This window comes from Pelistega suis, from assembly GCF_013133795.1.
GTDB classification, from domain to species: Bacteria; Pseudomonadota; Gammaproteobacteria; order Burkholderiales; family Burkholderiaceae_B; genus Taylorella; species Taylorella suis.
In genome coordinates this window covers 325799-338183 of sequence record NZ_JABGBN010000002.1, presented here as the reverse complement: position 1 = coordinate 338183, position 12385 = coordinate 325799, and the positions used below count along the sequence as shown (strand labels likewise).

The window sequence follows — 12385 nt, the reverse complement described above, 5'->3', positions numbered from 1 at the left end:
AAAATTTATTCTATTATTTCAAGAGTTATTGAAATAATAAACTAATAGGAGAAGAATATGACAAACATTACTATTTATCATAATCCTAATTGCGGTACTTCTAGAAATACGCTGGCACTTATTCGTCACATGGGTATAGAGCCGACGATTATTTATTATTTAGAGCAGCCACCAAGTGAAGAAACGCTTCGTGATTTATTAAGAAAAATGGAGTTTACACCACGTCAATTGTTAAGAACGAATGTACCTCCTTATCTAGAGAACAAATTAGATGATTTGACATTAAATGATGATGTCCTAATTCAAGCCATGTTATCCCACCCCATTCTTATTAATAGACCTATTGTGGTTACAGATAAAGGGGTTAGATTATGTCGTCCCTCTGAAGTGTTTTTACAAATTGCACCTTTGCCTTTGCAGGTGGATTTTGTTAAAGAGGACGGTGAGCTTATTCTAGCAGGGGGAAAATAAATCATGGGACTTTTTGAGCGGTTTTTAACACTATGGGTTGCTTTAGCCATAGCGGTAGGTGTGGCTTTGGGAACGGTACAACCCGAATTATTTGCACAGATTGCTAATCTTGAAGTGGCACATATTAACTTGCCTGTAGCCGTGCTGATTTGGTTGATGATTTATCCTATGATGATTCAAATTGATTGGTCAGCGATTAAAGATGTAGGTAAAAAACCGAAGGGTTTGGCACTAACGTTATTTATTAATTGGTTGGTTAAACCTTTTACTATGGCATTAGTGGGATGGTTATTTTTTCGAGTCTTTTTTGTTGAGTGGGTAGATGTTCAATCTGCGACTGAATACATTGCGGGAATGATTTTATTGGGTGTTGCTCCATGTACGGCAATGGTTTTTGTTTGGTCACAATTGGTACGAGGTGATGCGAATTATACATTGGTGCAAGTGTCAATTAATGATCTTATTATGATTGTGGCATTTGCTCCTATTGCTGGGTTTCTTTTAGGTGTGAGTGATATTCAAATCCCTTGGCAGACCTTGTTGTATAGTACAGTTTTGTATGTTTTATTGCCTTTGATAGCAGGGTGGATTACACGTCGAGTTTTAAGACAGTCACTGAGTACAATTCAGCAACTTAGTGCAAGATTAAAACCATTTTCTATGGCTGGGTTGCTATTAACCGTTGTATTGTTATTTGCCTTTCAAGCGCAAACTATTTTAAGTCAGCCTTTAGTAATTGGACTTATTGCTATTCCTTTATTGGTACAGACTTACGGAATTTTCTTTTTAGCATATGGTTTAGCCAAGTGGCTAAAATTACCGCACCAAGTGGCAGCACCTGCTTGTTTAATCGGCACAAGTAACTTTTTTGAGTTGGCGGTTGCGGTAGCTATCTCTTTATTTGGGCTACATTCTGGCGCTGCGTTAGCTACTGTAGTGGGTGTGCTAGTAGAAGTCCCAGTGATGTTGTCTCTAGTGGCTCTGTTGAATCGCTGGAATAGGTGATTAGATTTAATGTATTACTGAGATTAGGGCTAATTATTCATCAAAAGAGGGAATGACTTACAATGAAGGGATTTAATTATTAGCAATCAAAGTACCCTGAAATGAATTCAAAATTTAAACCGCTTTTTCAACCTTATACACTGAATAACGGTATTGAAATTAAAAATCGTTTAGTTGTTGCACCAATGACGCACTTTGCCTCTAATCCAGATGGTACCTTAAGTGAACAAGAGCAGCGCTTTTTAAGTAATCGTGCAGGCGATATAGGTATGTTTATTACAGCAGCTACCTTGGTCACTGAAAATGGTAAAGCCTTTTATGGACAACCTGAGGCGATTAGTGATGCTCATTTGGATAGTTTAAAGCGTACAGCAAAGCTACTTCAAGATCAGGGTGCAAAAGCGATTTTACAAATACATCACGGTGGAGATAAGGCGATTGCTGAATTATTAAATGGTCTGGATAAAGTTGCTCCAAGCGATAATGTAGAAGCAGGGGCTCGTGCTTTAACAGAGGCAGAAATTCTTGACGTTATTGCTGGCTTTGGACGCGCTACTGATTTGGCTATTCGTGCTGGTTTCGATGGTGTAGAGATTCATGGTGCCAATAATTATTTAATTCAACAATTTTATTCCGCGCAAACGAATCGTCGTAATGATGCTTGGGGTGGTAGTCTTGAGAAACGTATGGCATTTCCTATGGCTGTGCTGGATGCGGTATTGGAAGTGCGTGCCAAATATAATCGCCCAGACTTTATCGTAGGTTATCGTTTTTCACCAGAAGAGCCTGGTGATAATGGTTTAACAATGAAGGAAACATTTGCATTGATAGATGCTTTAGTTGAAAAACCATTGCAGTATTTACATATATCTCTGTGGGATTTTTATAAAAAAGCGCGCCGTGGTTCGGATACTTCATTGGCTCGATTGCAGTTAGTGCATGAGCGTATCAATGGTAAGTTACCGCTGATTGGTGTGGGTAATATTTTTACAGCTGAAGATGCGTTAAACGCCTACCAAACAGGCTGGGCAGAGTTTATCGCAATGGGTAAAACAGTGATGATTAATCCTACGATTGCGACACTTATGGCTAATGATCGTGAAAATGAGATTGTTACAGTATTAGATCCGAGCAAGGAAGACCATTATGGCATTCCTGATTTGTTGTGGGGAATGTGTGTGCAGGGTGGGGCGTGGTTGCCTCCGTTGGCGGGAAAAGATTGGGCGCCGAGGGATATTTAATATCCTCCCCAGAAAGTATTGAAAAATAGGTGATATTATTGTTAGTGATTTCGGACGAAAATGCGACGTTTGTTAAAGAGAATAGCTTAACAAACGTCACCGTACCGAAAGGAGGGAGTATTGACGTATTAGAAATATCTTATCAGTAGTTTATACTACCTTCACATGTAAACGTACATCGACATTACCACGAGTAGCATTTGAGTAAGGGCAGACAGCATGGGCTTTTTCAATAAGTTTATGTGCATCGTCTTCACTTAAACCTGCTACAGTAATGGTGATATCAATATCTAAGGCAAATGCACCGTCAGCCTTTTGACCAATACCTACGCCCACTGTTGTGCTTGAAGATGTTGGTTTTAAGCCTAAGCTTGGTGCAACGTGGTTCATTGCACTATCAAAGCAAGCGGCATAACCCATTGCAAAGAGTTGTTCTGGGTTGGTGCCGACTTTACCACTAGTATTTTGGAAACTCACTAAATCAAAGCCAATTGAACCGTCATCGACTTGAGTATGTCCTTCACGTCCACCAGTAGCAGTTGCTGAGGTTTTGTAAAAAATCTTCATTAAAAACTCCTTTGTTAATTTAATCGGTTTGTGCTGTTTGAATACGTTCATTATATTGATTTTTGGTCGTAATCTATCTATTATTTCTCCAAATTACTTGCCTATTTATCCAAAAAAATATGTTTTCAGAAAATACTTTGCAGCGATTATTAGCGATAATTCCTCATAATGCGGCTTATCATTCTCCGCTTGATGGTTTGATTATTTATCATAGTGATAAGCCATTTTCTTATGAAAATATTATCCAAGAGCCGAGTATTTGTATCGTAGTGCATGGTGAGCGTGAGGTTAGGTTAGGGGAGAGAAGTTTGTACTTTAATCCACGACATTTTATGTTTTGTCCTGTCGATGTTCCTATGTGTGGTAGGGTGCTTGAGGCAACACCAGAGAATCCATTTGTTGTGTTATCGATGAAGATTGATTTGGCGATGGTGAATCAACTTTTATTTCATCAAAAAATCGATGTTGTTCAGCATAAGGGAGTTTCGGAGGTATTTATGCCATGGCATTTAGATAGGCATTTGGAAAACGCATTTGAGCGCTTATTGCTTTTGCATGAAAATCCAAAGAATATGCACTTTATTGCATCATTGATTCAGCAAGAAATCTATTACCGATTACTGCAAAGTGATCAGGGGGAACAATTAAGACAGATGGTGAATTTTGACTCAAACACACAAAAAATTGCTAAGGCAACGCAGTATTTACAGAAATATTTTCGTGAGACTGTGAGAATGGATACATTGGCAGAGCTATCGGGTATGTCATTATCAGGTTTTCATCATCACTTTAAGGTGTTGACGACCTTGTCGCCATTGCAGTATCAAAAATCATTGAGGTTAATCGAGGCAAAAAGATTAATTACCCAAGAAAATATCGCCGTTTCTGCGGCTGCTTATCAAGTCGGATATGAAAGTCCTAGCCAGTTTAGTCGCGAATATAAACGTTATTTTGGTGTAACGCCAAGTGAAAGATAATAAGTAGTCTATGAGGGCGTTTTATAAATATCAGTTGGCTATATTTTCAATTTTTCATTTGAAAAAGTGTGCTTTGTTAACATTTTTCATTGGAAAAAATGTTTTATTTGGATATTTTTCGTTGAAAAAAAATGTTTATCTTACCTAAAATAAACTAAATCTTCGTCAAGAAATTCGTTATGCAGCGTACTATTGTAGATAAACTAATCCAATGGAAATCAAAATCAAATCGTAAGCCGTTGATTATTCAAGGGGCAAGACAGGTTGGTAAAACCTGGGCGATGAAGCATTTTGGTGAGCAAACTTTCGAGCAAGTAGCCTATATTAATTTTGATAATAATCCGCAAATGAAAGCATTATTTGCAGGTGATTATGATATTAACCGTTTAATTTTAGGGCTAAAAATCGAAAGTGGCGTAGATATTCAAGCGGATAATACACTGATTATTTTTGATGAAATACAGGAAGTGCCACAAGCGTTGGCGTCACTGAAGTATTTTTATGAAAATGCACCTCAGTTTTATATTGTCGCAGCCGGTTCATTACTTGGTGTATCGTTGCATCATCAGATTTCTTTTCCTGTGGGTAAGGTGGACTTCTTGCCGCTTTATCCCATGACTTTTCAAGAGTTTCTTCTTGCCTTAGGTAAAAAGGATTGGGTTCAGTTGCTTGATATGCAAGATTGGGATCTGATTACAGCGATGAAGACCGGCTATATTGATTTGCTTCGTCAATATTATTTTGTCGGAGGGATGCCTGAGGCTGTCAATGTCTTTGTTGAAACTCAGAATCTGGATGAAGTACGTCAAATACAACGAAATTTACTGATGGCTTATGAGCAGGACTTTTCTAAGCATATTTCTGATGGGCAAACTGTGCAGAGAGTTCGCTCAATTTGGCATTCTATTCCTGAGCAATTGGCAAAAGAAAATAAAAAATTTATGTATTCGCAAATGCAAAAAGGGGCGAGAAGTAGAGATTATGAAATCGCTTTGCAATGGTTAAAGGATAGAGGTTTAGTTTATGCGGTGGCACGAGTAAAAAAACCGCATTTGCCTTTATCCGCCTATCAAGATAGTGCTTTTAAACTCTATGGATTGGATGTTGGTTTACTGGCCGCACAAAGTCATTTGAACGCCAGCACTTTATTGGAGGGTAATCGTATCTTTACGGAGTTTAGAGGGGCATTAACCGAGCAATATGTCTTACAACAACTTGTGGCTACTCAGGAGAATACGGTGTATTACTGGGCAACCGAAAAAGGGACTGCAGAAGTGGATTTTGTATTGCAACGCAAACAAGAAGTTATTCCCATTGAGGTTAAAGCAGAAGAAAATCTTAAGGCAAAGAGTTTAAAAGTCTATGTGGATCAATACCAACCAGAACAAGCTATTCGCTTATCAATGGCAGATTATCGAGAACAGGACTGGTTGGTGAATGTGCCGTTGTATCGTTGTGATATTTCATCGTTATAACATTGAATGCCTTTTGAAAAAGTTTCAATCATAATTGAAACTTTTTTGTTTTGATAGTAAAGTATCAATTATAAATAAAAGGATTTGATGTGAAAAAAGATTTAATTTTCCGCCAGAAATACCTCGATATGGTGCGTCCATTTATTGGTAAAAATTTGATTAAGGTATTCACAGGGCAACGTCGTGTAGGGAAAAGTTATTTGCTGTTTCAGATTATGCAAGAGATTCAAACAGCGGATAAACATACCCATATGATTTATATCAACAAAGAGGATTTGGCATTTAGTCATATTTTAACGGCAGAAAACCTAAATGATTTTGTACAAGAGCAGAAAAAAAAGGGGCAAAAAAATTACATTTTCATCGACGAAGTTCAAGAAATTACAGACTTTGACCGAGCATTACGGTCACTTTTATTAGATGATGAGCTGGACTTGTATTGCACAGGTAGCAATGCTCATTTACTTTCTCGAGATATTGCGGGTAGCTTGAGTGGTCGAGCAATTGAAATCAATGTCCATTCCCTTTCTTATTTTGAGTTTATTGAATTTATGCAGTTGGAAGATAGCGATAGAGCGATGTCGTTATTTTTAAAATATGGTGGTTTACCTTATTTAAAAGATCTACCATTGCAAGATAATATTGTGTTTGAATATCTGCGAAATATCTATTCCACTATTGCGATTCGGGATATTGTGAATCGTTATTCATTGCGAAATGTACAATTTTTAGAACAACTTACGCAGTTTTTAGCGAGTAATATCGGCAATCTGTTTTCTGCTAAAAAAATCTCTGATTTCTTAAAATCACAGAAAATCACAACATCAAGTACACAAGTACAAAACTATGCAGAATACCTTGCTAATGCCTTTTTGATTCACAAAGTGCCTCGTTATGATATAGAGGGAAAACGTATTTTTGAGATTGGTGAGAAATACTATTTTGAAGATTTAGGCTTGCGAAATGCCTTGATTGGTTATCGAGTGCAAGACCGAGGCAAATTGCTTGAAAACTGTATTTTTAATCATCTACAAATCGCAGGTTATGATGTCAAAATCGGTGGTTTAAATAGTCAAGAAATTGACTTTGTCGCTGAGAAAAATGGTGAACGTATTTATGTGCAAGCAACGCTTACCATTAACGAAGAAAAAACGCTTGAGCGAGAATTTGGTAACCTGCTTAAAATTCAAGATAACTATCCGAAATATGTCGTGACGATGGATGAGTTTGATGGCAATACTTTTGAGGGGGTGGTGTGTTTGAGTTTGAGGGAGTTTTTGAGGATTGTTTTGGAGTAGTAAGATTAGGTTGTAAGTGTTCTTGTTGTATGGTGTTTAGTGAGTTAAGTATATTAATTTCTTAAGTAGATTATTTATGAATAAAAAATTAAGTCCAGCAGCCGTAGTTGCACTGAAAGAAGCTCTTATCCATATTTATTGGTATAAGAAAGATCTCAAATCTTTCTTATTCAAAAGTTTACCCGAAAATATTAATATCAGTCGAATTGATTGGAATTTAAGTAAAAGAGAAATTTCATCATCAGTTATTGATTATTTATTTAAATTGAATTACACAGAGACTCTTTTACAGTTAGCTCAAGATATTTGTCAATTTAAGGACTTCAGTCATTTGATTTATCTTGAGAATTCGGAAGAGAAGGTTCGTGCTGCAATGAGCTCAGTAAATCATTTAAAGCAATTTATAATACCTCATCAAGAAATGCAGCAAGCTGAAGAGCTAAAAAAGCAGCGAAAGAAAGCAGTTGAAGAGAAACGTCAAACTTTTAAAAATTATCAAGATGAATTATTGAATTTAAAACAAGAGTTTTTTGCACTGGCTGCAAGTCAGGATAATCAGCAGCGAGGCTTTAAATTGGAACGTCTAATGAAAGGGCTATTTACCTTAAATGATTTGGATCCTAAAGCTTCTTTTAAAGTTGTAGGACAACAAATTGATGGAGCCTTTACCTTGGATGGTACAGAATTCCTTTTTGAGGCTAAATGGGTCAGATCACCAATCAATAGTGCAGATTTGGCAATTTTTAAAGAAAAAATAAAATCTAAGTTAGAAAATACTTTAGGTTTATTTTTATCCGTTGATGGATTTTCTGAAGATGGTATAACTGCTTCTCAATCTTCAGATAAAGTTATGATTCTTATGGATGGTTCGGATTTAATGGCTGTTTTAGATGAAAGAATTTCTTTTGTTACTTTAATAAATCGAAAAAAACAAATCGCATCAAGAGAAGGGAGAATTTATGTTCCTTTTTCTCAAATGGGGCTATGATAAATACCGTTTGAACTCTAAGCTTCAGACGGCATTCCCCTAACTAATCCAACCCTTTCTCTTTCAACCACCCCTCCAAATGTTCTGCCACTTGTAGATTGCATTGGGAAATGGGTATTACCTTTAATACCAACCGTAGGTAGTTCAATTACCTCGACTTTACCACCATATTTATTGACGACATCAGCCCATTGTTTGGCGAGGCTTAGACGAATTCGCCATTGGTCTAAGCCTTGATTATCGGACGGTTTATCGCTTTGTTGTCTGACAGTGACTACCCGCGATATTCTGCTAACCATTTCACCATATTTGGATCTCGGTGATTAAAGATAATCTCATTACGATTAAGCGTGCTAATCTGTGCTAAATCCTGCGCATCTAATGTAAAGTCCAAAATATGGCGATTTTCTTGCATACGTTCAGCTTTAACGGATTTAGGGATGACGGCAATACCACGCTGATTGAGCTAACGTAAGACAACTTGCGCAACTGATTTATCATGCTTTTTAGCAATAGCGGTTAATACAGGGTTTTCAAAAATACCGAATTTACCTTCTGCGAGCGGTGCTCACGCTTGTTGCACAACGCCTAATTCTTGGTGAAAAGCGATTTCCTCATCACGTTGATAAAAAGGGTGAGTTTGAATTTGATTGACCGCTGGCACGATATCATGGCAAGTGATTAAGTCCATGACCACGGTCTGTGTGAAAGTTGCTTACGGCTATGACACGTGCTTTACCAGCTTTGTATAAGTCTTCCATGGCACGACATTGTCAAACACCAAGAGCAGTATTTGGTCGTATTAACAAAGCAAAAATTTTAAAACAACGCAAGCTTGAAACTCATAGCCAATTAGGTGTTACCATTTATGCCTCGCAAACCATTGCTTAAGCTTTCTCGTAAAGCGATGGAAAAAACGCAATAAAAATTAAAGGATAGTGATGAAAGCCATTATTATTGGAGCCACAGGTGCGACAGGAAAAGCCTTGTTGCAACAGCTACTCGACAATACCGATTATTCACAAATACAGGTTTTTGTCCGTCAACCCATTGCCTTGCAACATCCTAAATTACACGTCGAGGTTGTTGATTTTAATCAGCCTACCTTGTGGCAAGATAAGGTTCAGGGCGATGTATTATTTTCTTGCTTGGGGACGACCTTAAAAGCGGCAGGGAGTAAGGAGGCTCAGTGGCGCGTAGATTATGACTATCAATATGAGATGGCAAAGATAGCGCATCAGAATGGCGTTAGCCGATGTGTCTTAGTATCTTCGGCGTATGCTAATAGCCAATCCCGAGCGTTTTATACGCAGATGAAAGGGAAATTAGAGGACGCTATGAGTGCATTAGGTTTTGCGCAATTATTGATATTTCGTCCTCCATCTTTGATTCGTCCTAATACCGATAGAGCAGGAGAGCGATGGTCTATTGCGATTTTAAAAGGGTTGAATGCGATAGGGCTATTGATGTCTATGAAACCTATGCCGACAAGCGTATTGGCGACGGCTTTAATTCATGCCGTTCAACAGAAACCTTTTGGACAGTTCATTTTGGAAAGCGATGAGATTTGGTCATTAGCAGAAAGTTAGGGATATATATTGGTAGAATGACACCTATTATTGACATAGTGTATTGAGTCGTACGTCGTATGAAATCCCTTAGCCAGTTTAAAGATATTTTAGATCCTATTGATCGAACCTCAGAGATTCTGTTTGGTTTATTAATGTCGATGACGATTTTGGGAACTTTGTCGATTGCTAATGCTGGGCAACAAGATGTGCGCATGGTATTGCTGTCTGTGCTGGGGTGTAACCTTGCTTGGGGGCTTGTGGATGGGGTGATGTATTTGGTTCGTACCTTGACAACACGTGCCCATCATATCCATTTGGCTAAAAACGTTCAACAGGCGGATAAGCTTAAAGGACAGCAATTACTGAAAGAGGCATTGTCTGAAGAGCTTGCTCCTTTGGTGGGGGATGATGAAGTAGAGTCGATGCGACAACGGTTACTAAGTACAAAAGTTAATGCCTTAAAAACCTTACGAGCAGATGATTATGTTGCGGCATTGCTGATTTTCTTATTAGTGAGTTTGACGACCATACCCTTAGCCTTACCGTTTATCTTTATTGCTGACCTCTCCTTAGCCATGCAAATTTATCGTCTTATTGCCCTAGGTATGCTATTTGGCTGTGGTGTGGCGTTTGCTCGCTATGCTGGGCATGCACATCCCTTGCGCGTTGGGATTGTTATGGCAGTTTTAGGTTCTATATTAACTGTGGTGATTATGGCGCTGGGTGGGTGATGTTTTTATATCTTTCGTCATAGTTTTTATTGCTAATAAACAATATTGTTTGTTATTATTGAAAATAAGTTTTTATTATTAACGAATAATTTTAAGGTTAATAGCATGATGAGAAAATCAGAACTGAGTGAAGTCATAGCATATCAACGGGAGCAATTGATATTACAAAAAAGCTATCCTCGAAAAATGCTTTCAGATATTAAGATGCTACCTGATTTTGCTTTGGTCATTTCTGGTATAAGGCGTAGTGGTAAAAGTACTTTATTGACGCAGCTTATTGAAAGAAAAGCGAATAATGAATTTCTTTTTTTAAATTTTGATACGCCTCAGTTGTTCAATTTTGAGTTTGATGATTTTGCTTTGTTGGATGAACTTATCTCGGAGCGACCAGAAGTTAAAACGCTGTATTTTGATGAAATTCAAGTCGTTAAGGGTTGGGAAGTTTATGTTCGAGGTATCCTAGATAGAGGATTCCAAGTAGTGGTGACAGGATCGAATGCATCTTTGTTAAGTCGTGAGTTAGGTACAAAACTTACAGGTAGGCATATCAGTAAAGAGCTATTTCCTTTTTCTTTTGCTGAGTTTTGTAACTTTTTGAATAAAGAAAAGAATGTATCATCACTAAAAGAGTATCTACAACAAGGTGGCTTTCCTCAATATATACAATTAGGCGAGGATGAAATTCTTAATACCTTGCTTAATGATCTTTTGTATCGTGATATTGTTGTCCGTTATGGTATCCGTGATGAAAGAGCATTAAAACGCTTGCTATTATTTTTAGTCGCTAATATTGGTAATTTAGTTTCTGCCAATAAATTAAAACAGAGTATTGAATTGAAGAGTACAGCGACAGTATTAGAGTATTTGTCACATTTAGAGCAGGCGTATATTGTCCATTTATTACCAAAATTTTCTTACTCCTATAAAAATCAGTTAGTTAATCCGCGTAAAATTTATTTTATTGATAATGGGTTACAACGAATAATTACACCTTCTTTTACGCAAGATTTGGGGCGAAAATTAGAAAACGCTGTTTTTTGGGAATTAAGAAGAGCATATAAGGAACTGTACTATTACAATGAAAACAATAAAGAGTGTGATTTTATTGTTTGTAAGAATCATGAACCTTTAAAAGTTATTCAAGTGTGTTGGCAACTCAATTCAGAAAATATTAGGCGAGAGCAGGATGGACTACTCGATGCCATGAACTATTTTAAGCTGAACCAGGGGTATATCATCACCTTAGATCAAAGCGATAAAATACGCGTTGATGGCAAAACCATTGAGGTATTACCGTTTTGGGAGGTATTTGGATATGGGGGTAATTAATGCTTGCCATGCGAAATAAACTGTTCTAGTGCAGAGGCAATCATTTGATTTAGGCTTATGTTTAAATGGTCTGCCTTGCGGATTAGTTCTTTATGTAATTCAGGCGATATGCGGATATTAAATGAACCTTTAAAAGGTCGATTAGGGGATTCTCCGCGTTCCTCACAAAGAGCAAGGTAGCTGTCAACCGCCTCATGAAAAGCAAGAAGAACTTCTTGGTGATTTTTGCCGAAGAAATGAATGACATCATTAATATAGAGAATCTCACCAACAAGACCTTCATCTTCTGCACTATAACGAATTTTCGCTTCATATCCTCGATATTTAAGAATGTCCATTTAAATAATCCCATATTTATTAATGAATAGCAAAGCAGCTTTAATCTGATAGGGCTTTAAGTTACTACTTGGATGTGGTTTTGCCATATCTAGGCGAACTATACCGTATCTTGAAGAATTAAAAATAAAATACTTATGACTGGATCCTCCACGCTGTTCATGTAAAGAACAACCAAAATGTGTCAATAAGGTGATAAGTTGTTCAAATTTAAAATCTTTTGGTGGTGGAATCTTACGCAGTCGTTCGTATAGTTTCTCTATAGTACTCATTTGTCAATTCCTTATTTTAAAGCAACTAAAAAATAGTTGCAAATATTCATCATAAAAGTAATGACTCTAACTATAGGAAAATTGATAAAGGATTAAAAGAGGGGGGAGGACAAATTTGTCACAC

The 12385-nt window shown here is 37.3% G+C and carries 17 protein-coding genes; 11 read left to right on the top strand and 6 right to left on the bottom strand.

Annotated features, from left to right (window positions below):
- Positions 1–57: 57 nt before the first annotated feature.
- The 3 genes from arsC to HKX39_RS04905 all read left to right on the top strand — a co-directional run bounded on the left by arsC (position 58) and on the right by HKX39_RS04905 (position 2717).
- Positions 58–471: an arsenate reductase (glutaredoxin) gene (arsC, locus tag HKX39_RS04915; protein ID WP_171680187.1), complete on the top strand. Its 414-nt coding sequence runs from the start codon at positions 58–60 to the stop codon at positions 469–471.
- Between the two features lie 3 nt (positions 472–474).
- Complete coding sequence (gene arsB, locus HKX39_RS04910) at positions 475–1476, top strand: ACR3 family arsenite efflux transporter (RefSeq protein ID WP_171680186.1); 1002 nt, start codon at positions 475–477, stop codon at positions 1474–1476.
- Between the two features lie 101 nt (positions 1477–1577).
- On the top strand, positions 1578–2717 hold the full coding sequence (locus HKX39_RS04905; protein ID WP_171680185.1) for an NADH-dependent flavin oxidoreductase: 1140 nt from the start codon (positions 1578–1580) through the stop codon (positions 2715–2717).
- 150 nt (positions 2718–2867) lie between these two features.
- On the opposite strand, the gene HKX39_RS04900 is transcribed toward HKX39_RS04905, so the two are convergent.
- Positions 2868–3284, bottom strand: a complete 417-nt coding sequence (locus tag HKX39_RS04900; protein ID WP_171680184.1) for an organic hydroperoxide resistance protein — start codon at positions 3282–3284, stop codon at positions 2868–2870.
- Between the two features lie 119 nt (positions 3285–3403).
- Between HKX39_RS04900 and HKX39_RS04895 the strand changes: the two genes are divergently transcribed.
- The 4 genes from HKX39_RS04895 to HKX39_RS04880 all read left to right on the top strand — a co-directional run bounded on the left by HKX39_RS04895 (position 3404) and on the right by HKX39_RS04880 (position 8022).
- Positions 3404–4261: an AraC family transcriptional regulator gene (locus HKX39_RS04895; protein ID WP_171680183.1), complete on the top strand. Its 858-nt coding sequence runs from the start codon at positions 3404–3406 to the stop codon at positions 4259–4261.
- A 179-nt stretch (positions 4262–4440) separates the two neighbouring features.
- Positions 4441–5736: an ATP-binding protein gene (locus tag HKX39_RS04890; RefSeq protein WP_171680182.1), complete on the top strand. Its 1296-nt coding sequence runs from the start codon at positions 4441–4443 to the stop codon at positions 5734–5736.
- A gap of 89 nt (positions 5737–5825) precedes the next feature.
- Positions 5826–7034 (top strand): AAA family ATPase, encoded by a 1209-nt coding sequence (locus tag HKX39_RS04885; protein ID WP_171680181.1) that lies wholly within the window; start codon positions 5826–5828, stop codon positions 7032–7034.
- Positions 7035–7110: 76 nt separating this feature from the next.
- Positions 7111–8022 carry a hypothetical protein gene (locus tag HKX39_RS04880; RefSeq protein WP_171680180.1) on the top strand — a complete coding sequence of 304 codons (912 nt, stop codon included), beginning with the start codon at positions 7111–7113 and terminating at the stop codon, positions 8020–8022.
- A gap of 17 nt (positions 8023–8039) precedes the next feature.
- On the opposite strand, the gene HKX39_RS04875 is transcribed toward HKX39_RS04880, so the two are convergent.
- The 3 genes from HKX39_RS04875 to HKX39_RS10740 form a co-directional block, all read right to left on the bottom strand.
- Positions 8040–8321 (bottom strand): hypothetical protein, encoded by a 282-nt coding sequence (locus HKX39_RS04875; protein WP_216605046.1) that lies wholly within the window; start codon positions 8319–8321, stop codon positions 8040–8042.
- Positions 8297–8437, bottom strand: coding sequence for a hypothetical protein (locus HKX39_RS10610; RefSeq protein WP_216605045.1), 141 nt, complete (start codon positions 8435–8437; stop codon positions 8297–8299). Before HKX39_RS10610 ends, HKX39_RS04875 begins: the two co-directional genes overlap by 25 nt.
- Before the next feature lie 153 nt (positions 8438–8590).
- Positions 8591–8713, bottom strand: a complete 123-nt coding sequence (locus tag HKX39_RS10740; RefSeq protein WP_281356441.1) for a hypothetical protein — start codon at positions 8711–8713, stop codon at positions 8591–8593.
- Positions 8714–8745: 32 nt separating this feature from the next.
- Here HKX39_RS10740 and HKX39_RS04865 point away from each other — a divergent pair, with 32 nt between their 5' ends.
- The 4 genes from HKX39_RS04865 to HKX39_RS04850 all read left to right on the top strand — a co-directional run bounded on the left by HKX39_RS04865 (position 8746) and on the right by HKX39_RS04850 (position 11653).
- Positions 8746–8913 (top strand): hypothetical protein, encoded by a 168-nt coding sequence (locus tag HKX39_RS04865; RefSeq protein ID WP_171680179.1) that lies wholly within the window; start codon positions 8746–8748, stop codon positions 8911–8913.
- A 50-nt stretch (positions 8914–8963) separates the two neighbouring features.
- On the top strand, positions 8964–9611 hold the full coding sequence (locus tag HKX39_RS04860) for an NAD(P)H-binding protein (protein ID WP_171680178.1): 648 nt from the start codon (positions 8964–8966) through the stop codon (positions 9609–9611).
- A 59-nt stretch (positions 9612–9670) separates the two neighbouring features.
- Positions 9671–10324, top strand: a complete 654-nt coding sequence (locus HKX39_RS04855) for a hypothetical protein (protein WP_171680177.1) — start codon at positions 9671–9673, stop codon at positions 10322–10324.
- A gap of 105 nt (positions 10325–10429) precedes the next feature.
- Entirely contained in the window at positions 10430–11653 is a 1224-nt protein-coding gene (locus HKX39_RS04850) for an ATP-binding protein (protein WP_171680176.1), read from the top strand.
- Here HKX39_RS04850 and HKX39_RS04845 read toward each other — a convergent pair.
- A complete protein-coding gene (locus HKX39_RS04845; protein ID WP_171680175.1) occupies positions 11650–11991 on the bottom strand; it encodes a type II toxin-antitoxin system HicB family antitoxin in 342 nt (113 codons plus the stop codon). The genes HKX39_RS04850 and HKX39_RS04845 overlap by 4 nt on opposite strands.
- Positions 11992–12261 (bottom strand): type II toxin-antitoxin system HicA family toxin, encoded by a 270-nt coding sequence (locus HKX39_RS04840; RefSeq protein ID WP_171680174.1) that lies wholly within the window; start codon positions 12259–12261, stop codon positions 11992–11994.
- Between the last annotated feature and the right edge of the window lie 124 nt (positions 12262–12385).

Coding starts and splice junctions, on each gene's coding strand:
- HKX39_RS10740 (WP_281356441.1), bottom strand. CDS start 8,713: ATGGACTTAATCACTTGCCATGATATCGTGCCAGCGGTCAATCAAATT.
- HKX39_RS04855 (WP_171680177.1), top strand. CDS start 9,671: ATGAAATCCCTTAGCCAGTTTAAAGATATTTTAGATCCTATTGATCGA.
- HKX39_RS04840 (WP_171680174.1), bottom strand. CDS start 12,261: ATGAGTACTATAGAGAAACTATACGAACGACTGCGTAAGATTCCACCA.
- HKX39_RS04895 (WP_171680183.1), top strand. CDS start 3,404: ATGTTTTCAGAAAATACTTTGCAGCGATTATTAGCGATAATTCCTCAT.
- HKX39_RS04890 (WP_171680182.1), top strand. CDS start 4,441: ATGCAGCGTACTATTGTAGATAAACTAATCCAATGGAAATCAAAATCA.
- HKX39_RS04845 (WP_171680175.1), bottom strand. CDS start 11,991: ATGGACATTCTTAAATATCGAGGATATGAAGCGAAAATTCGTTATAGT.
- arsC (WP_171680187.1), top strand. CDS start 58: ATGACAAACATTACTATTTATCATAATCCTAATTGCGGTACTTCTAGA.
- HKX39_RS04905 (WP_171680185.1), top strand. CDS start 1,578: ATGAATTCAAAATTTAAACCGCTTTTTCAACCTTATACACTGAATAAC.
- arsB (WP_171680186.1), top strand. CDS start 475: ATGGGACTTTTTGAGCGGTTTTTAACACTATGGGTTGCTTTAGCCATA.
- HKX39_RS04865 (WP_171680179.1), top strand. CDS start 8,746: ATGACACGTGCTTTACCAGCTTTGTATAAGTCTTCCATGGCACGACAT.
- HKX39_RS10610 (WP_216605045.1), bottom strand. CDS start 8,437: ATGCAAGAAAATCGCCATATTTTGGACTTTACATTAGATGCGCAGGAT.
- HKX39_RS04860 (WP_171680178.1), top strand. CDS start 8,964: ATGAAAGCCATTATTATTGGAGCCACAGGTGCGACAGGAAAAGCCTTG.
- HKX39_RS04900 (WP_171680184.1), bottom strand. CDS start 3,284: ATGAAGATTTTTTACAAAACCTCAGCAACTGCTACTGGTGGACGTGAA.
- HKX39_RS04880 (WP_171680180.1), top strand. CDS start 7,111: ATGAATAAAAAATTAAGTCCAGCAGCCGTAGTTGCACTGAAAGAAGCT.
- HKX39_RS04875 (WP_216605046.1), bottom strand. CDS start 8,321: ATGGTTAGCAGAATATCGCGGGTAGTCACTGTCAGACAACAAAGCGAT.
- HKX39_RS04850 (WP_171680176.1), top strand. CDS start 10,430: ATGATGAGAAAATCAGAACTGAGTGAAGTCATAGCATATCAACGGGAG.